Source organism: Rhodococcoides kroppenstedtii (assembly GCF_900111805.1).
GTDB lineage: Bacteria > Actinomycetota > Actinomycetes > Mycobacteriales > Mycobacteriaceae > Rhodococcoides > Rhodococcoides kroppenstedtii.
Map to the genome: position 1 here is coordinate 152,623 of NZ_FOJN01000005.1, position 21,648 is coordinate 174,270.

The 21,648-nt window shown below is 70.3% G+C and carries 24 protein-coding genes and 4 tRNA genes; 7 read left to right on the plus strand and 21 right to left on the minus strand.

Going from position 1 to position 21,648, the window contains the following annotated elements:
• Position 1: 1 nt before the first annotated feature.
• The 9 genes from secF to BMZ18_RS07900 all read right to left on the minus strand — a co-directional run bounded on the left by secF (position 2) and on the right by BMZ18_RS07900 (position 8,422).
• Positions 2-1,273, minus strand: a complete 1,272-nt coding sequence (gene secF, locus BMZ18_RS07860; protein WP_074922072.1) for a protein translocase subunit SecF — start codon at positions 1,271-1,273, stop codon at positions 2-4.
• Positions 1,274-1,276: 3 nt separating this feature from the next.
• The gene (gene secD, locus BMZ18_RS07865) at positions 1,277-3,064 is read right to left on the minus strand and encodes a protein translocase subunit SecD (protein ID WP_170851468.1); all 1,788 of its coding nucleotides are present in this window, start codon (positions 3,062-3,064) and stop codon (positions 1,277-1,279) included.
• A 155-nt stretch (positions 3,065-3,219) separates the two neighbouring features.
• A complete protein-coding gene (gene yajC / locus BMZ18_RS19130; protein ID WP_082833819.1) occupies positions 3,220-3,612 on the minus strand; it encodes a preprotein translocase subunit YajC in 393 nt (130 codons plus the stop codon).
• 107 nt (positions 3,613-3,719) lie between these two features.
• Positions 3,720-4,805 carry a Holliday junction branch migration DNA helicase RuvB gene (gene ruvB, locus BMZ18_RS07875; RefSeq protein WP_068362130.1) on the minus strand — a complete coding sequence of 362 codons (1,086 nt, stop codon included), beginning with the start codon at positions 4,803-4,805 and terminating at the stop codon, positions 3,720-3,722.
• On the minus strand, positions 4,802-5,401 hold the full coding sequence (gene ruvA / locus BMZ18_RS07880; protein WP_068362133.1) for a Holliday junction branch migration protein RuvA: 600 nt from the start codon (positions 5,399-5,401) through the stop codon (positions 4,802-4,804). Before ruvA ends, ruvB begins: the two co-directional genes overlap by 4 nt.
• Entirely contained in the window at positions 5,402-5,998 is a 597-nt protein-coding gene (gene ruvC, locus BMZ18_RS07885) for a crossover junction endodeoxyribonuclease RuvC (RefSeq protein WP_068100976.1), read from the minus strand.
• Between the two features lie 113 nt (positions 5,999-6,111).
• On the minus strand, positions 6,112-6,867 hold the full coding sequence (locus BMZ18_RS07890; protein ID WP_068100974.1) for a YebC/PmpR family DNA-binding transcriptional regulator: 756 nt from the start codon (positions 6,865-6,867) through the stop codon (positions 6,112-6,114).
• A gap of 41 nt (positions 6,868-6,908) precedes the next feature.
• Positions 6,909-7,574, minus strand: coding sequence for a pyridoxal 5'-phosphate synthase glutaminase subunit PdxT (pdxT, locus tag BMZ18_RS07895; protein WP_068362136.1), 666 nt, complete (start codon positions 7,572-7,574; stop codon positions 6,909-6,911).
• Positions 7,571-8,422 carry an acyl-CoA thioesterase gene (locus BMZ18_RS07900; protein WP_068362139.1) on the minus strand — a complete coding sequence of 284 codons (852 nt, stop codon included), beginning with the start codon at positions 8,420-8,422 and terminating at the stop codon, positions 7,571-7,573. Before BMZ18_RS07900 ends, pdxT begins: the two co-directional genes overlap by 4 nt.
• Before the next feature lie 97 nt (positions 8,423-8,519).
• Between BMZ18_RS07900 and BMZ18_RS07905 the strand changes: the two genes are divergently transcribed.
• Positions 8,520-9,131, plus strand: coding sequence for a nucleoside/nucleotide kinase family protein (locus BMZ18_RS07905; RefSeq protein ID WP_068362142.1), 612 nt, complete (start codon positions 8,520-8,522; stop codon positions 9,129-9,131).
• Positions 9,132-9,140: 9 nt separating this feature from the next.
• Here BMZ18_RS07905 and pdxS read toward each other — a convergent pair whose 3' ends face one another.
• The 10 genes from pdxS to BMZ18_RS07955 all read right to left on the minus strand — a co-directional run bounded on the left by pdxS (position 9,141) and on the right by BMZ18_RS07955 (position 17,971).
• A complete protein-coding gene (gene pdxS, locus BMZ18_RS07910) occupies positions 9,141-10,076 on the minus strand; it encodes a pyridoxal 5'-phosphate synthase lyase subunit PdxS (protein ID WP_074922073.1) in 936 nt (311 codons plus the stop codon).
• A 116-nt stretch (positions 10,077-10,192) separates the two neighbouring features.
• Positions 10,193-11,206 carry an NUDIX hydrolase gene (locus tag BMZ18_RS07915; protein WP_068362145.1) on the minus strand — a complete coding sequence of 338 codons (1,014 nt, stop codon included), beginning with the start codon at positions 11,204-11,206 and terminating at the stop codon, positions 10,193-10,195.
• Complete coding sequence (locus BMZ18_RS07920; protein ID WP_068362148.1) at positions 11,203-12,327, minus strand: glycosyltransferase family 4 protein; 1,125 nt, start codon at positions 12,325-12,327, stop codon at positions 11,203-11,205. The genes BMZ18_RS07915 and BMZ18_RS07920 overlap by 4 nt, the downstream gene beginning before the upstream one ends.
• Positions 12,324-13,235: a phosphatidylinositol mannoside acyltransferase gene (locus BMZ18_RS07925; RefSeq protein WP_068362151.1), complete on the minus strand. Its 912-nt coding sequence runs from the start codon at positions 13,233-13,235 to the stop codon at positions 12,324-12,326. The genes BMZ18_RS07920 and BMZ18_RS07925 overlap by 4 nt, the downstream gene beginning before the upstream one ends.
• On the minus strand, positions 13,232-13,912 hold the full coding sequence (gene pgsA, locus BMZ18_RS07930) for a phosphatidylinositol phosphate synthase (protein WP_068100955.1): 681 nt from the start codon (positions 13,910-13,912) through the stop codon (positions 13,232-13,234). The genes BMZ18_RS07925 and pgsA overlap by 4 nt, the downstream gene beginning before the upstream one ends.
• Positions 13,913-13,916: 4 nt before the next feature.
• On the minus strand, positions 13,917-14,501 hold the full coding sequence (locus BMZ18_RS07935; RefSeq protein WP_082894972.1) for an ATP adenylyltransferase: 585 nt from the start codon (positions 14,499-14,501) through the stop codon (positions 13,917-13,919).
• Complete coding sequence (gene thrS / locus BMZ18_RS07940; RefSeq protein ID WP_068362157.1) at positions 14,462-16,531, minus strand: threonine--tRNA ligase; 2,070 nt, start codon at positions 16,529-16,531, stop codon at positions 14,462-14,464. Before thrS ends, BMZ18_RS07935 begins: the two co-directional genes overlap by 40 nt.
• A gap of 109 nt (positions 16,532-16,640) precedes the next feature.
• A complete protein-coding gene (locus tag BMZ18_RS07945) occupies positions 16,641-17,393 on the minus strand; it encodes a hypothetical protein (RefSeq protein ID WP_068362160.1) in 753 nt (250 codons plus the stop codon).
• Complete coding sequence (locus BMZ18_RS07950) at positions 17,372-17,821, minus strand: TIGR02611 family protein (protein ID WP_068362162.1); 450 nt, start codon at positions 17,819-17,821, stop codon at positions 17,372-17,374. The genes BMZ18_RS07945 and BMZ18_RS07950 overlap by 22 nt, the downstream gene beginning before the upstream one ends.
• Before the next feature lie 78 nt (positions 17,822-17,899).
• Positions 17,900-17,971, minus strand: a tRNA-Val gene (locus BMZ18_RS07955).
• Between the two features lie 244 nt (positions 17,972-18,215).
• On the opposite strand from BMZ18_RS07955, the gene BMZ18_RS07960 reads away from it, so the two are divergent.
• The 3 genes from BMZ18_RS07960 (at position 18,216) to BMZ18_RS07970 (ending at position 18,504) form a co-directional block, all read left to right on the plus strand.
• Positions 18,216-18,288, plus strand: a tRNA-Gly gene (locus BMZ18_RS07960).
• Positions 18,289-18,328: 40 nt separating this feature from the next.
• Positions 18,329-18,399, plus strand: a tRNA-Cys gene (locus BMZ18_RS07965).
• Positions 18,400-18,429: 30 nt separating this feature from the next.
• A tRNA-Val gene (locus BMZ18_RS07970) sits at positions 18,430-18,504 on the plus strand.
• A gap of 82 nt (positions 18,505-18,586) precedes the next feature.
• Here BMZ18_RS07970 and BMZ18_RS07975 read toward each other — a convergent pair.
• Positions 18,587-18,826 (minus strand): hypothetical protein, encoded by a 240-nt coding sequence (locus BMZ18_RS07975; protein WP_068362165.1) that lies wholly within the window; start codon positions 18,824-18,826, stop codon positions 18,587-18,589.
• Between the two features lie 139 nt (positions 18,827-18,965).
• On the opposite strand from BMZ18_RS07975, the gene BMZ18_RS07980 reads away from it, so the two are divergent.
• Both BMZ18_RS07980 and BMZ18_RS07985 read left to right on the plus strand, forming a co-directional pair.
• Positions 18,966-19,289 (plus strand): hypothetical protein, encoded by a 324-nt coding sequence (locus BMZ18_RS07980; protein WP_139203876.1) that lies wholly within the window; start codon positions 18,966-18,968, stop codon positions 19,287-19,289.
• Positions 19,286-19,822 (plus strand): GNAT family N-acetyltransferase, encoded by a 537-nt coding sequence (locus tag BMZ18_RS07985; RefSeq protein ID WP_068362172.1) that lies wholly within the window; start codon positions 19,286-19,288, stop codon positions 19,820-19,822. The genes BMZ18_RS07980 and BMZ18_RS07985 overlap by 4 nt, the downstream gene beginning before the upstream one ends.
• 15 nt (positions 19,823-19,837) lie before the next feature.
• Here the strand turns inward: BMZ18_RS07985 and zapE are convergent, their stop codons facing one another.
• Positions 19,838-20,848, minus strand: a complete 1,011-nt coding sequence (gene zapE, locus BMZ18_RS07990; protein ID WP_068100929.1) for a cell division protein ZapE — start codon at positions 20,846-20,848, stop codon at positions 19,838-19,840.
• 26 nt (positions 20,849-20,874) lie between these two features.
• Here zapE and BMZ18_RS07995 point away from each other — a divergent pair, with 26 nt between their 5' ends.
• The gene (locus BMZ18_RS07995; protein WP_082894961.1) at positions 20,875-21,633 is read left to right on the plus strand and encodes a pyrimidine reductase family protein; all 759 of its coding nucleotides are present in this window, start codon (positions 20,875-20,877) and stop codon (positions 21,631-21,633) included.
• Positions 21,634-21,648: the final 15 nt, after the last annotated feature.

Here is a 21,648-nt window from a genome sequence, read left to right on the forward strand (position 1 = left end):
GTCAGCGCCTCTTCTTGGCCCGCTTGCCCGTCGGCCGCGCGCCCGTGCGCGGCCCATCGGTACCGCTCCGCGCGCCCGCGCGCGGCCCATCGGCACCGCTCCGCGCGCCCGCGCGCGGCCCATCGGCACCGCCCCGCGCGCCCCCACGCGGCCCATCCGAACCGACCTGGTCCTTGCGGACCGAGACCGGCGCGGCGTCACCCGCTCCGGCGGCCGCGCGGCGCTCGGCGGCCTCCGCGCGCTTCGCGTGAACCTTGCGGGTGTGGGCGGCGACCGGCCCCCACCGCTCCTTGAGCGACACCACCAGCGGCGTCGCGAAGAAGATCGACGAGTACGCGCCGACCACGATGCCCACGAGCTGGACCAGCGCGAGGTCCTTGAGAGTGCCGACGCCGAGGAGCCAGACGGCGATGACCATGAGCGCGAGCACCGGCAGCACACTGATGACGGTGGTGTTGATCGAGCGCATGAGGGTCTGGTTGACGGCGAGGTTGGCCTGTTCGGCGTAGGTGCGCCGGTTCAGGTGGAGGATGCCGCGGGTGTTCTCCTCGACCTTGTCGAACACCACCACGGAGTCGTAGAGCGAGAAGCCGAGAATGGTGAGAAGGCCGATGACGGTGGCCGGCGTGACCTCGAAGCCCACCAGGGAGTAGACGCCGGCGGTCACGAGGATATCGAAGAAGAGCGCGGTGATGCCGGCGATCGCCATGTCGCGCTCGTACCGGATCGCGATGTAGACGCTCACCAGCACCAGGAAGACCGCGAGTGCGATCAGCGCCTTCTCGGTGATCTGCGATCCCCACGTCTCGCTGACGTCGGTGAACGTCACGGCGTCCGGGGTGGACTCGCCCGCGGAATTCTGGGGCGCGAAGGCGTCGAACAGTGCGGTCTGCAGAGACGACGCCTGCCCGGCGTCGAGCGTCTCGGAGCGGATCTGAATGGTCGCCCCGGCGCCGGTTCCCACGGTCTGCACGGCCACCGGGTCGGCACCGAGGGTGTCGGTGTAGATCTGCTCGACCTGAGAGGTCTCGACCCCGTCGGCGGCGGGGAACTGCACGCGGGTGCCGCCCTCGAAGTCGATGCCGAGGGTGAAGCCGCGCACGAGGATGGACAGCAGCGACACCGCGACAAGGACGCCGGTGACGATGTACCAGAGCCGGCGACGACCGATGATGTCGAACGCGCCGGTGCCGGTGTACAGCCGGGAGAGCAGGCCACGTCCCTGTTCGGCGGGCTCGGGGGCGGTGTCGGTGAGGGTGGTGGTGTCGGCCACGATTCAGGCCTCCTTCTCGGCGCCGGCGGCGGCAGCGGTCTTGGCGGCGGCGGCACGCTTGCGGGCCCGGGCGATCTCCTGGACGGCACCGAGGCCGTTGATCGACGGCCGGGACCAGAACTCGGACCGGGACGCGAGGTTGACCAGCGGCCACGTCACCAGAACCACGATGACGATGTCGAGCAGCGTGGACAGACCCAGGGTGAAGGCGAAGCCGCGCACCTGTCCGACGGCGAGGACGTAGAGCACGGCGGCGGCGATGAAGCTCACCGCGTTGCCGGACAGGATGGTGCGCCGTGCTCGGGCCCACCCTCGTGGCACGGCGGACCGGAAACTACGTCCCTCGCGAATCTCGTCCTTGATGCGCTCGAAGAAGACGACGAACGAGTCCGCGGTCATGCCGATGCCGATGATGAGGCCGGCGATACCCGCGAGGTCGAGCGTGAAGTCGATCCACCGACCGAGCAGCACCAGGATGCCGTAGATCGCGGCCATGGACAGCACCAGCGACAGCGCGGTCAGGATGCCGAGCATGCGGTAGTAGAGGAGGCAGTAGAGCAGGACCAGCACCAGGCCGACCGCGCCCGCGATCAGTCCCGCCTCGAGCGAGGCGAGACCCAGGGTGGCGGACACCGTCTCCGCCTCCGACGCGGCGAAGGACAGCGGCAGCGACCCGTACTTGAGGGTGTTCGCGAGTTCCCGCGCGCTGTCGGCGGTGAAATTGCCGGTGATCTGGGTGGCGCTGCCCGACGGCGTCGCACCCTGGATGACCGGCGCGCTCACCACCTTGGAGTCGAGCGTGAACGCGGCCTGCTGACCGATGTTCGCCGCCGTGAACTGCGCCCAGGTGTCTCCACCGGCCGCGTCGAAGCTGAGGGAGACGACGTTGCGGGACTGCTGCGTGTCGAACTGGGACGACGCGTCGGCGATCTGCTGACCGTCGATGATCGACGGTCCGAGCACGTACACCGCGGTGCCGTCGGTCGAACAGGCCACGAGCGGCAGGGCCGGATCGTCGTTGCCCTGCAGCGGGTCCGGCGCCGAGCAGTCGATGGTGGCCGCGGCCTGCTGCTGGACGGTTGGATCCGCGCTCTGACGCAGCGCCTTGGCTTCGGCGATGGCATTCGCGGTCTCGTCGGGACTCGACTCGGTCGGCGCGGCACCCGGTTCGGAGCCGGCGTCCTGCTCGCTCGGCTCCTCGGCCGGCGCGGTGTCCGTCGGCGCCGTGTCGGTCGGCGCGGCAGGGTCCGTCGGATCCTGCGCGGGGAACGGTCGGTTCTGCGGAGCGGGGTCGGCCGGAGCAGCGGGGTCCACCGGGGCCGCAGGATCGACCGGCGCAGCGGGGTCCACCGGGGCCGCAGGATCGACCGGAGCACCGGGATCCGTGGCCGCGGGGGTTCCGGGCGGCGTCGGGGACGTCGCCTGGATGACCGGCCGGATGTAGAGGCGAGCCGTCTGACCCAACGTGCGCGCCTGCGAGGAGTCGTCGCCGGGCACCGTGATGACCAGGTTCTGACCGTCGATGACCACCTCGGAGCCGGACACACCGAGACCGTTGACGCGCGTCTCGATGATCTGCTGCGCCTGACGCAGGCTGTCCTGGCTCGGCGCGCTGCCGTCCGGGGTGCGTGCGGTCAGCGTGACGCGGGTACCGCCCTGGAGGTCGATGCCCAGCTTGGGGGTAGGCGACTTGTCACCGGTGAGGAACACCAGGCCGTAGATCAGTGCGACGAACGCCCCGAACAGGGCGAGATACCGCACCGGATACGACGATCCGCTGGACGATGCCACGATTGCTGCTTCTCCTCGGATGCTCGGGTCGGTGTCGAAACGACACGGGTCGGCTGGGAACGGGGGTCCGGAGCCCGATCGACCGTACCCTCTCGCGGACACGCCACCGCCCCCGAGGACGTCCTCGGGGGCGGTGGGTGGTTCGATGGGGCCGCTCAGTCCTTGGTCAGGCGGGGCGCCGCGGCGTCGGGGTCCGTGGTGCGGCCGTTCTCGAGTGCGTCGACCCGAGCGCCGGCGTCGACGGTCTCGTCGTGGTCGATGCCGGCGGTCTCCGCGAGCTCGTCGGTCTCGTCCTCGTCGGCCACGACCTCGCGCACGACGACACGCGACCACGTGGTGATGATGCCGGGGGCGATCTCCAGATCGACCGTGTCGTCGGTGAGATCGTCGACCAGGCCGTGCAGTCCGGCGGTGGTGATCACGCGGTCACCGACGCTCAGGGACTGCTGCAGCTCGGAGACCTTCGCCATCTCCTTCTTCTGTCGGCGGATACCCATGAACATGGGCACCAGGAGCGCAAGAATGAGAAGGGGAAACAGCAGTTCCATCGGAAACGTCAATCCTCGTGATCGGGGGTGAATGGTGGCGGGTTCGACCGTGGGAACGGCTGCCCACCGCGTGTCCAGTGTGCCACGACGATGCCCGTTTCGGGCGATCAGGACTCGTCGAACAGGGTCCGCTGGGGCTCGTTGACGCGCACGGCGATGCCGCCGACGGCCAGGTCCGGCGGCGGAACCAGGCCCAGCCGTTCCCACGCCGCGGCCGTGGCCACGCGTCCCCGCGGGGTTCGGGCGATCATCCCGGCGCGCACCAGATAGGGCTCGCACACCTCCTCGACGGTGGCGGGTTCCTCCCCCACCGCCACGGCGAGCGTCGACACCCCCACCGGTCCGCCGCCGAAGCTGCGCACCAAGGCCCCGAGTACCGCCCGGTCGAGACGGTCGAGCCCGAGTTCGTCCACGTCGTACACGTCCAGTGCCGCGCGCGCCACGGCCAGCGTGACCCGACCGTCGGCGCGGACCTCCGCGTAGTCGCGCACGCGGCGCAGCAACCGGTTCGCGATCCGCGGCGTCCCGCGGGAGCGGCCCGCGATCTCGGCGGCCGCGTCGGCGTCGATCCGCACCCCCAGGATTCCGGCCGAGCGCGTGAGGATGCGCTGCAGTTCCTGCGGGTCGTAGAAGTCCATGTGTGCGGTGAAGCCGAAACGGTCGCGCAACGGGCCCGTGAGGGCGCCGGATCGAGTGGTGGCCCCGACGAGCGTGAACGGCGCGACGTCGAGCGGAATGGACGTCGCTCCCGGCCCCTTGCCGACGACGACGTCGACGCGGAAGTCCTCCATCGCCAGATAGAGCATCTCCTCGGCCGGCCGGGCGATGCGGTGGATCTCGTCGATGAACAGCACGTCGCCCTCGACCAGATTGCTGAGCATCGCCGCCAGGTCGCCCGCGCGCTCGAGCGCCGGCCCGGAGGTCAGCCGCAGGGCGCTGCCGAGTTCGGCCGCGATGATCATGGCCATGGACGTCTTGCCGAGGCCGGGCGGACCGGACAGCAGGATGTGATCGGGTGTGCCGCCGCGCTGGGTCGCGCCCTGCAGCACCAGGTGCAACTGCTCGCGCACCCGCGGTTGACCGATGAAATCGTCGAGGGATTTCGGGCGCAGGCTCGCGTCCAGATCACCGTCGTCGGGCCGGACCTCGGCGGTGACGGGCGAGGGGTCCTCGGGCCGATCCACGTCCGTCATCGCGACCGTCCGAGCGTCGACAGGGCCGATCGGAGTGCGGTGGCGGTGGTCGCATCGGGCGTGTCCGCGAGGACCGCGTCGACGGCGGTCTCGGCCTGCTTGACCGGGAAACCGAGACCGACCAGCGCCTCGACCACCTGATCGCGGACCGCCCCCGTGCCGGCGGGACCGGCGGCGGTCGGCGGTGCCGCGACCACGCCGTCGATCTTGTCCCGGAGTTCGACGACCATGCGTTCGGCGCCGCGCTTGCCGATTCCCGGTACCCGCGTCAGCGCGGAGGTGTTGCCGTCGGCGAGCGCGGTGCGCAGCGCGTCGGGTTCGAGCACGGCCAACACGGCCATGGCGAGCCGCGGACCCACGCCCGACACGGTCTGCAGGAGTCCGAACAGGTCACGTGACGTGCCGTCGGTGAACCCGTAGAGCGTCATCGAGTCCTCGCGCACGATCATCGATGTCACCAGCGTGGCCTCGGCTCCGCGCGTGAGCGACGCGAGCGTGGCCGGGGTGACGTTGACGCGGTAGCCGAGGCCACCCGCCTCCACGACGACGTGGTCGAGGGCGATGTCCAGCACGGTGCCGCGGACGGAGGAGATCATCTAGCGCGTCGCTCCCGGAGTGATGGTGCGCGCCCGGTGCGCGGCACGTTGCTGGGCCAGCTTCTTCTCGTACGCCGCCTTGGCAGCGGCGGCCTGCTTCTCCGCGGCGGCCATGCGCGCGAGCATCGGGGCTCGCCAGCAGTGACAGATGGCCAGGGCGAGTGCGTCGGCGGCATCGGCCGGTCGCGGTGCCCGCTGCATCCCCAGGATGCGGGTCACCATGGCGGTGACCTGGGCCTTGTCGGCCGAACCGTTGCCCGTCACCGCGGCCTTCACCTCGCTCGGGGTGTGGAACGCGACCGGAATCCCCCGCCGGGCGGCGGCGAGCGCGATGACCCCGCCGGCCTGCGCGGTGCCCATCGCGGTGCGCACGTTGTTCTGGGAGAACACCCGCTCGACGGCGACGACGGTGGGTCGATGGGTGTCCAGCCAGTACTCCGCCGACTCCGCGATCAGGAGCAACCGCTCGGCCAGGTCCAGATCGGCCGGCGTGCGGACGACGTCGACGTCGAGCGCGGTCACGGCGCGTCCCGCCCCGCCCTCGACGAGACTCAGGCCGCACCGGGTCAGACCCGGATCGACACCCATGACACGCAACCGGACACCGTTCCTTCCGCCGGGCGGGCACCGGACACGAGCCGGGTACCTACGAACTGTTGTTCGATACTGTAACGCCCGGGGCGGAAGTGACCGGCGAGCGACACGGCGCGCTACTCGGCGTCGAGCTCCGCCATGACCTCGTCGCTGATGTCGACGTTCGAGTAGACGTTCTGCACGTCGTCGCTGTCCTCGAGCGCGTCGATGAGCTTGAACACCTTGCGCGCACCCTCGGCGTCCACGGGAACGCTGACCGACGGCTGGAAACTCGCCTCGGCGGAGTCGTAGTCGATGCCCGCTTCCTGCAGCGCGGACCGAACCGCCACCAGGTCGGTCGGCTCGGAGACGACCTCGAAGGTGTCGCCGTTGTCCTTGACCTCCTCGGCGCCCGCGTCGAGCACCGCCATGAGGACGTCGTCCTCGCTCTGACCGTTCTTCTCGAGCGTCACCACGCCCTTGCGCGAGAACAGGTAGGCGACGGATCCGGGATCGGCCATGTTGCCGCCGTTGCGGGTCATCGCCACGCGCACCTCGCCGGCGGCGCGGTTGCGGTTGTCGGTCAGGCACTCGATGAGCACCGCCACGCCGTTGGGCCCGTAGCCCTCGTACATGATCGTCTGCCAGTCGGCGCCGCCTGCCTCTTCACCGGCACCGCGCTTGCGTGCGCGCTCGATGTTGTCGTTCGGCACCGAGGTCTTCTTCGCCTTCTGGATGGCGTCGTAGAGCGTCGGGTTGCCGGCCGGGTCACCGCCGCCGGTCCGCGCGGCGACCTCGATGTTCTTGATCAGCTTGGCGAAGGACTTGCCACGACGGGCGTCGATGACGGCCTTCTTGTGCTTGGTCGTAGCCCATTTGGAGTGGCCGCTCATCGGCAAATGCCCCTTTCGTACCGGCGGAGAACGGATCCAGCTTACGCGGACAGCGAGGGCCGACCGTCGGCCCGCGCCGTGCTGCCGGCCGGCTCCGCGCGCGCCACCGCCGTTCGCACCATGTCGACGAACATCGCGTGGATGCGTCGATCACCCGTCACCTCGGGATGGAACGACGTCGCGAGCACCGAGTTCTGGCGCACCGCGACCACGCGGCCCGCGGCCGAACCCGCGGGAACGGTCGCGAGAACCTCGACCTCCGGGCCGACGCGTTCCACCCAGGGCGCCCGGATGAACACCGCGTGCACCGGCTCGCCGGGCACCCCGGTCACCTCGAGGTCGGCCTCGAAGGAGTCCACCTGACGGCCGAAGGCGTTGCGCCGCACGGTGACGTCCAGCCCGTCGAGATGCACGGCGTCCGGCCGCGTGTCGAGGATCTCGGACGCGAGCAGGATCATCCCGGCGCAGGAGCCGTAGGTCGGCAGGCCGCCCGCGACGGCCGCGCGCAGCGGCTCCAGCAGATCGAACGTGCGCAGCAGCAGCCCCATCGTGGTGGACTCACCGCCGGGAATCACCACGCCGTCCACGGCCGCGAGCTCGGCGGGCCGCCGCACCGGCACCGCCCGCGCGCCCGACGCGGTGAGCGCCGCCAGATGCTCGCGCACGTCCCCCTGCAGCGCGAGAACACCGACGACCGGGTCGGTCATCGCTCGGCGTCCAGGCCCGGCGTGTGAGTGGCAGTGCGGTCGAATCGCATGAGTCCCTCCTGGGTCACGGCCGCGACCATCCGTCCCTCCCGGTCGTAGATCCGGCCCTGGGTGAGCGCCCGACCCAGCCCGGCGGACGGCGAGGTCTGGTCGTAGAGCAACCACTCGTCGGCACGGAACGGACGCAGGAACCACAACGCGTGGTCGAGGGACGCCGTCTGCGTGGCGACGTCCTCGTGCGGGACCTTCGCCGACCCCAACAGCGTCATGTCGGACATGTACGCCAGCGCGCAGACGTGGAACACCTGATCGTCCGGCAGCGGGTCCCGGTAGCGAATCCAGACCTGTTGCTGCGCAGCGAGACTCGCGCTCCGCGTCAGCTTCTCCGACGGGACGAGGCGGACGTCCCACCGGCTCCACTCGCGGAAGAAGAGCTTGCGGGCGGACGACTCGTCGTCGGCGAGATCGGGCAACTCCTCCGGCCCCACGACCGCGGGCATCCGATCCTGGTGCTCGATGCCCTCGTCCTCGACGTGGAACGACGCCGACATGGTGAAGATCGCCTTGCCGTCCTGGATGCCGGTCACTCGGCGCGTGGCGAACGACCGGCCGTCGCGAATGCGGTCGACAGTGAACACCGTCGGCTCGTTCGGGTTGCCCGGCCGCAGGAAGTACCCGTGCAGCGAGTGCACCCGGAACGCGGCGTCGACCGTCTTGACCGCCGACACCAGAGCCTGACCCGCCACCTGACCGCCGAAGGTCCGCTGCAATTCGCTGGGGATTAAACTGCCCCGGTAGATGTCGTTCTCGATGCGCTCGAGTTCGAGAATTTCTTCGATGCCGGCCATGGCTGCCTTTCTGACGATCGGACCGGCCGGGCCCTCGACCCGACCGACACTGCGCGACAGTGTTCCAGAGCGCTCGCCGAGGGGGACAATCGAACCGATGCCGACCTACTCCCCCGTCACCCCGGATGGCGTCGCCGAGGCCGTGACCGACCGTCTTCGACCACTCGCGGGTCGTCGGGTGGTGCTGATCGACGGAGCCGACGCGGCCCGCCCCGTCGACCTCGCCGCACGCGTGGCCGAGCGACTGCGCACCGACGGCCGCGCCGCCGACGTCGTCGACCTCCGCGGGTGGGTCCGGCCCGCGTCGCTTCGGCTCGAATACGGCTGCACCGACGAGTTGTCCTACCGCACGGCATGGTTCGACTACGACGGCGTCGCACGAGAAGTCGTCGCCGCGCTGCACGACCGCGGCCACTGGCTACCCGCCATCTGGGACGCGGAGTCCGACCGCTCGGCGCGGCTCCGCGCCGTCGACGCCGGTCCGGATCAGGTTCTGATCGTCGCCGGTCCGATGCTGCTCGGCCGGGGTCTGCGCACCGACCTCACCGTGGCGCTCACCCTGTCACCGGCGGCCCTGCGACGCCTCACCCCCGAGGACGATCGCTGGACCGTCGACGCGCTCCTGACCCACGCCGACCGGCACGGCGAGACGCCGGACGTCGAGGTGAAGGTCGACCACCCCGATCGCCCGGCGCTGCGTGAGTCCTGAGCGCGCGGGTCACCAGCCGCGTTCGGCCAACCGATGGGGCTGCGGGATCTCGTCGACGTTGATGCCCACCATGGCCTCGCCGAGCCCGCGGGAGACGTCGGCGAGCACGTCGGGGTCGTCGTGGAACGTGGTGGCCTTGACGATGGCCGCCGCCCGCTGCTCGGGGTTGCCGGACTTGAAGATGCCCGAGCCGACGAACACGCCTTCCGCGCCCAGCTGCATCATCATCGCCGCGTCCGCGGGAGTGGCGATGCCGCCGGCCGTGAACAACGTCACCGGCAGCTTGCCGGCGCGAGCCACCTCGACGACCAGGTCGTACGGCGCCTGCAGCTCCTTGGCCGCCACGTAGAGCTCGTCCTCGGGCAGCGAGGTCAGGTGCCGGATCTGGTCGCGCAGGGTTCGCATGTGCGTAGTCGCGTTGGAGACGTCGCCGGTGCCGGCCTCGCCCTTCGAGCGAATCATGGCCGCGCCCTCGGTGATGCGGCGCAGGGCCTCGCCGAGGTTGGTGGCACCGCACACGAACGGCACGGTGAAGCGCCACTTGTCGATGTGGTGGGAGTAGTCGGCGGGGGTCAGAACCTCGGACTCGTCGATGTAGTCGACGCCGAGGCTCTGCAGAATCTGGGCCTCGACGAAGTGGCCGATGCGGGCCTTGGCCATCACGGGGATGGAGACCGCGGCCTTGATGCCGTCGATCATGTCGGGGTCGCTCATGCGCGAGACCCCGCCCTGCGCGCGAATGTCCGCGGGAACGCGCTCGAGGGCCATGACGGCGACGGCGCCCGCCTGCTCGGCGATCTTCGCCTGATCGGCGGTCACCACGTCCATGATGACGCCGCCCTTGAGCATTTCCGCCATGCCGCGCTTCACCCGGGCCGTTCCCGTCTCCGGGGTGTCGGACCGGTGGGTGGCTCCGTTGCGCTCGGGGGCTGCTGCGGTGGTCACGAACGAACTCCTTGTCACGTCGACGCGGCACACGAGGTGCCGAGAACACGACCGACAGTAGGACCGACTGGACCCCTTCGCAGTAACCAGTCGCGGTCGGCTGGCCTGCCCGCCGCTCAGGCGATGGCGCGCACGTCGGGGTCCGTCCGCATCGCGAGCACCGTGTCCGCCTCGTCGAGCAGCTCGGCCATCGCCCGCGGGTACACCGCCTCGCCCGAGGCCGCGACGCGGCGGATGTCGTCGGCCGTACACCACCGGTGGTCGACGACCACGCGACGTTCGAGATCGGTGAAACCGGTCGAGACCGGCTCGAACGCCTCGGCGCGGAGGGCGAAGAACAGCTCCTCGGACTTGATGACCCGGCCGTCGAACGTGAACGTCGCCGTCCGGCGCCACATCGGCCCGCGCAGCTCGTCGGGCGACGCCTGCAGGCCGGTTTCCTCCTGCAGTTCTCGGACGGCGGCGTCGCGGAGCGTCTCCCCGACCTCGACCTCGCCGCCGATCGTGAACCAGAAGTGGACCTCGGGCACCTGCGGATCGTGGCCGCGAAGCAGCAGGACGCGCCCCCGCTCGTCCATGAGGACCACGCGCGCCGAGGTGCGCGTCCGCGCCGCGGCCACCGGCGCCGTCGTGGTGTCGCGCTCGGTGATCTCGAAGTACGTCGGCATCGGCGCCGTGCCCCCGAGCTTCAACCACCGCACCGGGCGACGCGACCGCAGCGCCAGCGTGTCCCGCACCGCGTCGTTGTGGAAGCGGCGGGCGATCTGCACGCGGGCCTCGGCGTCCGCCAGTTCCGACACCAGTTGCGGGGGTAGCCGCGTGAGATCGATCCGGCCGATGGCCACCGACACGGCGTTCTCGGCGCTCTCCCGGTCCGGTCGGTCCGCGCGTTCGGCCCGATCCGCCAGCGAGGTCAGCGTCCGCGCGGGCGTGTCCGGCCCGTCCAGGGTCGCGGCCACCGCGCGCGTGACGACGGAGCGCCGGGCCAGCGCCGCCTCGAGGGACTGCCAGGCACGGTCGTAGCGCACGTGCAGTCGGTCGAGTCGATGCGCCGTGGAGTACGACCACAGAGCCGCGAGCACGAGGAGAACGGCGAGCAGGAGCCCGACCGCGACGAGCGTCGTGGTCACTCCGCCACCCCCACGACCCGGCCGGGGACCGCCACGGTCTCGTAGACCCGCACGATCTGCTCGGCGACCACGGGCCAGTCGTAATTCACGACGACGCGCGACGCTTCCGCGACGAGCGTCCTCCGGCGCACGTCGTCGTCGAGCAGGGAGATCACCTCGTCGGCGAGGGCGTCGGCGTCGCCCACCGGGAACAACGCCCCGGCGGTGCCGCCGCGCAGCACACGGCGGAACGCATCGAGGTCGGACGCGACGACGGGCGCACCGGCCGCCATCGCCTCCACCAGGACGATGCCGAAGCTCTCGCCGCCCGTGTTGGGGGCGCAATAGACGTCCGCCGAGCGCAGTGCCGACGCCTTCTCCGCGTCGGTGGTCTGGCCGAGAAAACGGAAGTGCCGTGCCGACGGGCCGGCCTCGTGACGGAGTTTCTGCTCGTCGCCCCGGCCGACCACGAGCACCTCGACGTCCGGATGCGCGGCGGCGATCCGACCGAGCGCGGCGAGCAGAGTCGCCATGCCCTTGCGGGGCTCGTCGTACCGCCCCACGAACAGGATCGTCCGGCCCTCTCGCGGATAACCCGGCAGCACCGGCGCTTCGCGGAACGCCGGCACGTGGACACCGTTGGGAATCTCGACGGCATCGGTGCCCAGAGCCTCGACCTGCCAGCGGCGGGCGAGTTCGCTCACCGCGACCCGGCCGGCGATCTTCTCGTGGTACGGCCGAAGAACACCCTGAAAGGTGCTGAGCAACAACGACTTCGTGGTGGACGCGTGGAACGTGGCCACGATGGGACCGTCCGCGATCTTCAGCGAGAGCATCGACAGGCTGGGCGCGTTGGGCTCGTGGATGTGGAGCACGTCGAACTCGCCCTTGTCGATCCACGCCTTGATCCGGCTGTAGGTGACCGGGCCGAACGCCAGGCGCGCCACCGACCCGTTGTACGGGAAGCTCAGCGCCTTGCCGGTGGAGACGACGAAGTCCGGCAGCTCGGTGTCGTCGCTCGCGGGTGCGAGCACGCTGACCTTGTGCCCACGCTGGATGAGGACCTCCGCGAGCTCGGCGACGTGCGCCTGAACCCCGCCGGGGACGTCGAAGGAGTACGGGCAGACGATGCCGATCCTCACGCCGTGTCCCCCGTCATCCGCGCCCGACGGGCCTCGGACAGGTCGTCCCACCAGAGCGGCTGCAGCATGTGCCAATCCTGCGGGTGCGCGGCGATGTTCGCAGCGAAGCGATCCGCGAGCGACTGCGTCGCCGACTCGACGCCGCCGGAGACGTCGACGGGCGGCTCCACCGAGAAACCCCACCCGGTCTCGGTGAACCAGCAGTGCACGGGCAGCAGGGCGGCCCCGGTGTCGATCGCCAACCGAGCCGGTCCCGCCGGCATGCGGGTCGGCTCACCGAAGAACGTGACCGGGACCCCGTGTCGAGCGAGGTCCCGCTCACCGAGCAGACACACGACGCCGCCCGCCTCGAGTCGGTCGCGCAACTGCGGGAACGGGGGCCGCTCGCCGCCGCTCAGCGGGAAGATCTCGAACCCCAGCGACTCGCGGTACGCCACGAACTCCCGGTACAGAGACTCGGGCCGCAGCCGCTCGGCGACGGTGGTGAACTGCCCGTGGGTCTGCGTCAGCCACACCCCGGCCATGTCCCAGTTGCCGCTGTGCGGGAGGGCGAGCACGGCGCCGCGACCCGCAGCGAGGGCGCCCTCGAGATGCTCTTTTCCGGTCACCGAGGCGTCGATGCTGCGCGCCTGCGCGGCGAGGTCCATCGACGGCAGCCGGAACGCCTCGCGCCAGTACCGGGCGTAGGACCGCACCGACGCCCGGATCATCTCGTCCGGAACGTCCGCCGGAGCCGTCCCCAGGACCCGAGCGAGGTTGCGTCGCAGCTGCTCCGGGCCGCCGCCGCGGCGAGCGGCGACATCCGCGCCGGCGTCGAAGAGTCGGCGTGCGAGACCGTCCGGCAACGCCCGGACCACCCGCCACCCGGCGACGTACCCTGCGGCGCCGAGCTGCTCGCCGAGGCTCACGGGTTCGCGCCGGGTTCGATCCGATTCCGATCCGGCTGGATGGGGATGATGTCGCGTGCCCCCGCCGAATTCCGCACGGCCAGAACGCGCTGGAAGACGGTGACGATGCTGGCGGCGGCCAGGAAATACGTCGCCACGGGGAGGGCGAACTGCAACCAGTCCCACGACGCGAGCTGTCCGATTCCGGTCAGGCCGGACCCGACCAGCACGATGACCAGGCGGTCGGGCCGCTCGATCCAGCCGCCGTCGGCGGACAGACCGCTGGCCTCGGCGCGCGCCTTCGCGTAGGAGATGACCTGCGAGGTGACCAGGCAGACCAGCATCGCGGCGAGCAACGGTCGGTCGTTCTGGTGAAAGATCGCCCACCAGGACAGCCCCGCGAAGATGGCGCCGTCCGCCACACGGTCGCACGTGGCGTCCAGCACGGCGCCGTACTTGCTGCCGCCGCCGCGCGCCCGCGCCATCGCCCCGTCGAGCATGTCGAACATCACGAAGAGCCAGATGACGAGCGTGCCGATCAGCAGATGGTCGCTCGGGAACAGCGTGACGGCCGCAACGACGCTGACGACGGTGCCGATGATCGTGACCGAGTCGGGGGTCAGGCCGGTGCTGTTCAGCGCTCGGCCGAGCGGCGCGGTGACCTTGGAGGCCGACGCCCGCCCGAAGATGCTCAGCACGTGGTCAGTCCTTCCACGCGTCGGCCAGAAGCGCGCGGGTGTCCCGCAGCAACTGCGGCATCACCTTCGCGCCGCCGATCACGGTGATGAAGTTGGCGTCGCCGCCCCATCGGGGCACGACGTGCTGGTGGAGGTGTTCGGCCAACGAACCGCCCGCAGGCGCACCGAGATTCAGCCCGACGTTGAACCCGTGCGGCCGCGAGACCTTCTTGATGGTGCGGATCGCGTGTTGCGTGAACCGCATCAGCTCGATGCTCTCCGCGTCGGTCAGATCCTCGAGCGCCGCGACCTTGCGGTAGGGCACCACCATGAGATGACCAGGGTTGTACGGGTACAGATTGAGCACGGCGTAGACCTGCTCGCCGCGGGCGACCACCAGGCCGTCCTCGTCCGCGAGCGTCGGAATGTGGGTGAACGGTTCCGTCACGGCCTTGTCGTCGCCGCTGCCCGGCGCCGTCGCGATGTACGACATCCGGTGCGGCGACCACAACCGCTGCAGGCGATCCTCGTCACCGACGCCGTGGTCGACGATGGTGCCGTCGGGCCCGCTCACGCCGACTCCGTCGCGGAAACCAGGTCCGACAACAATGCCGCCGTGGGGGACTCGTTGCGTCGCTCCGCGACCCACGCGCTCACGGCCGCGACGGCCGTGTCGACCGGAACGCCGTTGACCTGGGTGCCGTCGCGGAACCGGAAGGAGACCGCGCCGGCCTCGACGTCGCGCTCACCGGCGAGGAGCATGAACGGCACCTTCTGCGTGGTGTGGGTGCGGATCTTCTTCTGCATCCGATCGTCTCCCGCGTCGACCTCGGCGCGCACGCCTGCGGCCTTCAATGCGCCGACGACCGCGAACAGGTGGTCCTGGTGCGCCTCGGCGACCGGGATGCCGACCACCTGCACCGGGGCCAGCCACGCCGGGAACGCGCCCGCGTAGTGCTCCGTGAGCACGCCGAAGAACCGCTCGATGGACCCGAACAGTGCCCGGTGGATCATGACCGGCCGCTGCTTGGTGCCGTCGGGACCGGTGTACTCGAGTTCGAAGCGCTCGGGCAGGTTGAAGTCGAGCTGGATGGTCGACATCTGCCACGTGCGGCCCAGTGCGTCCTTGGCCTGCACCGAGATCTTCGGGCCGTAGAACGCGGCGCCGCCCGGATCCGGAACCAGCTGCAGCCCGGACGCTTCCGCGACCTCGGCGAGCGTGGCCGTCGCCTCCTCCCACACTGCGTCGGATCCCACCGACTTCTCCGGGTTCCGGGTGGAGAGCTCGAGGTAGAAGTCGTCGAGGCCGTAGTCCTTCAGCAGTCCGAGCACGAACTCGAGCGTGCGGGTGAGCTCGCCGCGCATCTGCTCGCGGGTGCAGTAGATGTGCGCGTCGTCCTGCGTCATGCCGCGCACGCGGGTGAGGCCATGGATGACACCCGACTTCTCGTAGCGGTACACCGAGCCGAATTCGAACAGCCGCAACGGCAGTTCGCGGTAGGACCGTCCGCGCGAGTCGAAGATCAGGTTGTGCATCGGGCAGTTCATCGGCTTGAGGTAGTAGTCCTGGCCGGGCTTGCGCACGTCGCCGTTCTCGTCGAGCTCGGCGTCCAGATGCATGGCCGGGAACATGCCGTCCTTGTACCAGTCCAGGTGACCGGACACCTCGTACAGCGTGCTCTTGGTGATGTGCGGGGAATAGACGAACTCGTAGCCCTCGGCGACGTGGCGGCTGCGCGAGTAGTCCTCGAGCTCCTTGCGGACGATGCCGCCCTTGGGGTGGAACACCGGCAGGCCGGATCCCAACTCGTCCGGGAAGCTGAACAGGTCCAGCTCGGACCCCAGTCGGCGATGGTCACGACGCTCCGCCTCGGCCAGCAGTTCCAGGTAGGCGTCGAGTGCCTCCTGCGACTCCCACGCCGTGCCGTACACCCGCTGCAGCCCGGCGTTGTCCTGATTGCCGCGCCAGTAGGCGGCCGAGCTGCGCGTCAGCGTGAACGCCGGAATGTACTTGGTGGTGGGGACGTGCGGGCCGCGGCACAGATCGCCCCACTCCCGTTCGCCCGTGCGGGGATTGAGGTTGTCGTACGCGGTGAGCTCTCCCCCACCGACCTCCATGACCTCGGGGTCGTCCGCCGAGCCCTTGTCGTCGACCAGCTCGAGCTTGTACGGCTCGTCCTGCAGCTCGGCCTTCGCCGCGTCCAGGGACTCGTACACCCGCCGGGAGAACCGCTGACCGCTCTTGACGATCTGCTTCATCTTCTTCTCGAGCTTCGCCAGGTCCTCCGGCGTGAAGGGCTCGGCGACGTCGAAGTCGTAGTAGAAGCCGTTCTCGATGGGCGGGCCGATGCCGAGCTTGGCCTGCGGAAACAATTCCTGCACCGCCTGGGCCAGCACGTGCGCGGCGGAGTGGCGGATGACGCTGCGCCCGTCCTCGGAATCGGCGCGCACCGGCTCGACGACGGTGTCGGTCTCCGGAGCCCAGGACAGGTCGCGCAGGCGCCCGTCGGCGTCCCGGACCACCACGATGGCTCCCGGTCCCTTGTTCGGGAGGTCCGCGTCACGCAGCGCCGTCCCGGCGGTCGTCCCGGCCGCCACGCTGATGCGGGGTGCGGGACCAGCGGACTCGGTGATGCTCACGGTGATGTGCTCCTCGACTGACGGACTGGGAGGGCGGACGGGATGGATCGGTGACAGCGTATCGGCACCGGCCGACGCCGGTTTCGCCGCGCGTCGCGAGCGCGGGTGGTCAGCGCCCGACCAGGGCCGCCCAGCGCGCCGCACGGTCCGCCGGCGTGCGTCGCGGGCAGCTGGTGCAGAGGTCCTCGCCGGCGTCGACCACGCGGCAGCACGAGCTGCGGCGCAGGAACCGCCGCGACCGCCCGTTCGCCGTGACGTCGACGAATCGCGGAGCCGGAAACGGGTGCCGACGGCGCTCGCTCGTCAGCAGTTCCGCCCAACACGGCGCGTCGTCGACACGATCCAGAGCGGACGCGACGTCGAGAGCACGGTTGGCCACGCTGTCCGACGCGATCGCCCACAGACTCGCTCCCGAGACGGATGGGACCCGACGCCGGACGGCCTCGACCAGGTCCTCCACGGCATCGGCGAACGACGCCCCTGCTCGTGAACTGTCGACGGTGACCGCCGCGGTCGACGACGCCACGGTCCCGGTCTCCCCCACCGTGACCCGGGCCGACTCGTGGGCGAGGTCGACGCACCGGCCCGTCACGGCCAGTTGCGCCGTCAGCACCGTCGCGAGTGTCGAGCTCGAGCCGTACCACCACAGCGTGGCCAGGACGGCCGGCGTCACGTCGGGCCATCGCTGCGCCGCACGCTCCAGGACGTCCTCGAGGTCGAGGCCACGTAGCGACGGAGATCCGGGCGGGACGTAGGACAGGGACGCGGTCCACGGCAGGGCGCGCGACGTGTCGGCGACGACCTCGCCTGCGTCGGTCGACTCGGCGCCGGGACGCGGAGTCAGAGCGGGCTCTGGAGCCACGCCCAGTCCAGGCCGACCCACCCACCGACGAGCTCGAGCGCTCCGAGCACCCACAGGGTGGCGACGACCACGGCGGCCGTGAACACCACACCGATGCCCTTGACCACGAGGTTCTGCTTCTCGAACCACGCCATGAACTCGTCGTAGCGTGCCCGCACCCAGCGGAGAACCTTCTTGGCCCACGCGAACTCCGAGGCGAGGATGCCCAGTCCGGCGAAGACGATGAGCCACCCGGGACCCGGGTAGGGAATGGCGACGATGCCGACCGCGAGGACCAGGGTCCCGACGACGCCGACGCCGATGCGGTAGGCCCGATCGACGGTGGGGCGGGACGCAAGCCCGTCACGCCACCGGCGGTAGCCACTCGGCTCACGAGTCCGCCGGGATGCCGCGGCGGTGGGCCGAACGCTGGTGTCGTCGCTGTGCACGGGCCCAGACTACCGGCGCGACCCGCCGCGGAGACGACAACAGGCCCGCACCGGTGTCGGTGCGGGCCTGTTCTGCGGTGGTCCCGGCTGGGTTCGAACCAGCGACCTCCCCGGTGTGAACGGGACGCTCTTCCACTGAGCCACGGGACCGCGTACGCGCTTCCGGTCGGAACCGGACGCTCGAACGAGGAGGAACACTAGCACGCACCGTTCGCCTCTCCCAAAGCGGCGCATGCCGAGGCCTGACGCCCCGATCCACGGCTGCCCCGCAACCCGGAGAACGGGACGCGAATCCGTCGCACACGCCGTGTGAACAGGCGATTTGTGACTCTCGGACGCAGTGGGCTAATGTTTCGAACCGCACCACGGAGGCGGCAACGCCACCGAGGAGCGTGCGGACGTGGCGCAGCTGGTAGCGCACAACCTTGCCAAGGTTGGGGTCGCGGGTTCGAATCCCGTCGTCCGCTCGAGGGTATCGAGATCTCGATTCAGGGATCCCGTCACCACGGTGGAGTGGCCGAGTGGTGAGGCAACGGCCTGCAAAGCCGTGCACACGGGTTCGATTCCCGTCTCCACCTCGTTACCCGGTCCGTGATCCACCGGGTCCCGCGCGATTAGCTCAGCGGGAGAGCGCTTCCCTGACACGGAAGAGGTCACTGGTTCAATCCCAGTATCGCGCACCAGAGTTCGTCGAATGGCCCCCGTCACCGGGGGCCATTCGTCGTTTCCGAACCGAGTCGCCTCGGTTCACCATCCCGGCGCCGGCTACACCCGATAACGCTCGGCCAACTCCTCGAGTCGGCGCGTCGTGGCCTCGTCGTCGACCACCCGCTGACCGTCCTCCTCGACGACGTGCACGTGGTCGTGCACGTATCGAATCCACTCGTGGTCGGCGACGAGCTGGTCGCTGCCGTACGCCCCGGCCTCGTCGACCGCCGTCTGCACCGCGGCCTTCACCCGATCCGCGCGGGCGAGAAACCACTGCTCGGTCATCCGGTCCGTCATCTCGACTCCTCCGTCGGCCTGCCTGATTGTCGTCTGTGCCACCTGTACCCCACCACGAAAGCGGACTCACACCCCGCGGCCTGCTCGAATCGACCGAACTCGGCCGGAGCACCCCTGTACAGGTGGTTCACTGGAGAGCATGTCGAGCTGGGTGTGGTTCGTGGTCGCCCTGGTCGTGGTCGACCTCGCCGTCGTCGTCACGTGGTTCGCCCTGCGACACCGATCCGCGGCCGCCGCGGTGAACCGCGAACCAGGTCACGCTGTCGACGCCGAGACGCGGACCGAGGTCTCCGCCCTCGTCGGCGAGCACCGCACCGCCGAAGCCATGGCGCTCCTGCGTCGACGGACCGGTATGCCGCTCCGCGAAGCCAAGGACACCGTCGACGCCATGACGGACGGCGCCCGCAAAGCCCGCCACCACGGCGCTGTGTCGTCGCGCGCCGACCACCCCGGCGCGGCATGACGGGCGCAACCACCGTCCGCCCCGCCGACCCGTCGGAGATCCCCCAACTCGCCGCCCTGGCGGCCCGCACCTTCCCCCTCGCGTGCCCACCGGGCACCGAGGAAGCCGACATTCGGCACTTCGTGTCGACGGCGCTGTCGGAGAACGCCTTTCGTGGCTATCTCGCGGACGACGGACGCCGCGTTCTGGTCGCGGAGCGCGACGGCACTCTGGTCGGGTACACGATGCTGGGCCTCCGGCCGTCCGAGGACCCCGACGTGCGCGCCGCAGTACGCGACACTCCCGCCGTCGAGGTGAACAAGATGTACGCCGACCCCGCGGCGCACGGCAGCGGCGCGGCCGGTGCGCTCATGCAGGCGGCGGTGAACCTCGCGCGCGAACTCGGTCGGGCGTCGCTGTGGCTCGGCGTCAACCACGTCAACGCTCGGGCGCAGGCGTTCTACCGCAAGTGCGGATTCGTGCCCGTCGGACACCGTCGTTTCGCGCTCGGCGACGTCCTGCACGAGGACTTCGTCTACGAACGCGTCCTGTAGAGCGAGAGCCCCGGATCAGACCGACGCGAAGCGCGACAGCGCGAGCAGCCTCGACGTCGCGCGCAGGTACTTCTTGCGGTACCCGCCCTGCAGCATCTCCTCGGTGAAGAGCTCGTCGAGCTTGGCGCCCGACACGGTGACGGGAGTGCCGGCGTCGTACAGGCGGTCCGCGAGCACGACGATGCGCAGCGCCACCGACTGATCGGGAGCCGCGTGCACGCCGGAGACGAAGACCTGCTCGACGCCCTCGATCAACTTGCCGTAGCGCGACGGGTGCAGCGTGCTCAGGTGCTTCACGAGCTCGTCGAAGTCGTCCAGCGAGGCATTCTCGATGCGCTCGGCGGCCGCGGTGAGGTCCTCGTCCGACAACGGGTCCGGGGCCGGGGGCAGGTCGCGATGCCGGTAGTCGGGACCGTCGACGCGCACCGCCTCGAAGATCGAGCCGAGCTTCTTGATCTCCCGCAGGAAGTCCTGAGCCGCGAAGCGGCCCTCGCCCAACTGACCGGGCAGCGTGTTCGACGTGGCGACGATGGACACCCCGCGGCCGGACAGTTCCGTCAGCAGCCGGGAGACGAGCATGGTGTCGCCGGGATCGTCGAGCTCGAACTCGTCGATGCACAACACGCTGTGGTTCGAGAACTCCTCGAGCGCCTTGGTGAAGCCGAGCGCGCCCACCACGTGGGTGAGCTCCACGAAGGTGCCGAACGCCTTGGGCTCCGGAGTGGCGTGGTAGATCGACGCCAGCAGGTGCGTCTTGCCGACACCGAAGCCGCCGTCGAGGTAGAGCCCGGCCCCGGTGGCCTGCGTCTTCTTGCCGAACAGGCCGCGCTTGCCGCCCGACCGGATCTTGCCGACCTTGCCGGCGAACTCCTCCGCCTTGGCCACGGCCTCGGCCTGCGTGGGCTCGGCGGGATCGGGGATGTACGAAGCGAAACTGACGTCGTCGAACATGGTGGGCGGAACCATGTTGGCGATCAGCTGGTCCGCGGGCACCACGGGATTGCGATCGACCAGACGTATCGGCATGACGACGAGGTTAACGACGTGGTGGGATGCCTTTTGTGCAGCGTATCGATAATGGGACCTACCTCACAGTGACCGACGACGACCTCGTCCAGCTCTACGCCTATCCGGCCGAGCTCGATCGTGTGCGCATCCGCGTCAACTTCGTCTCGAGCATCGACGGGGCCGTGTCCGTCGACGGACGGAGCGGTGGTCTCGGCACCGACGCCGACCACGCCGTCTTCACCACGTTGCGCGACCTCGCCGACGCGGTTCTGGTGGGGGCGTCGACGGTGTCCGCCGAGGACTACGGCGGTGTGAAAGTGAGCGACCGGGCCCGAACGGCGCGACGGGACCGCGGCCAGGCCGAGGTGCCTCCCGTGGTGATCGTGAGCGGGTCGGCGTCCGTCGAACCGGGCTGGTCGGTGATCACCGACACCGAGGTCCCCCCGGTCGTCGTCGTCTCCGCCGCGGCCGACGCCGACCGGGTGCGGGCCCTGCGCGACGCGGGCGCCCGGGTCGAGCAGCTGGACGGCGACGTCACGGGCGACGGTGTGGTCGCCGTGCTCGATCGCCTCGGGCTGCGGCGGGTGCTCTGCGAGGGCGGCCCCGGACTGTTCTCCACCCTGCTCGCGGACGACGTCGTCGACGAGGTGTGTCTCACCACGAGCCCGGTGGTCACCGCCGGAGACGCCGGGCGCATCGCGACGTCCGAGTCGGCGACGCCCCGGGCGATGAGCCCCGCCCACGTCCTCCTCGACGACGACGGCACCGTGCTCGTCCGGTGGGTGCGCGACCGCACCCGGTGATCGGGCGGGTCTCTG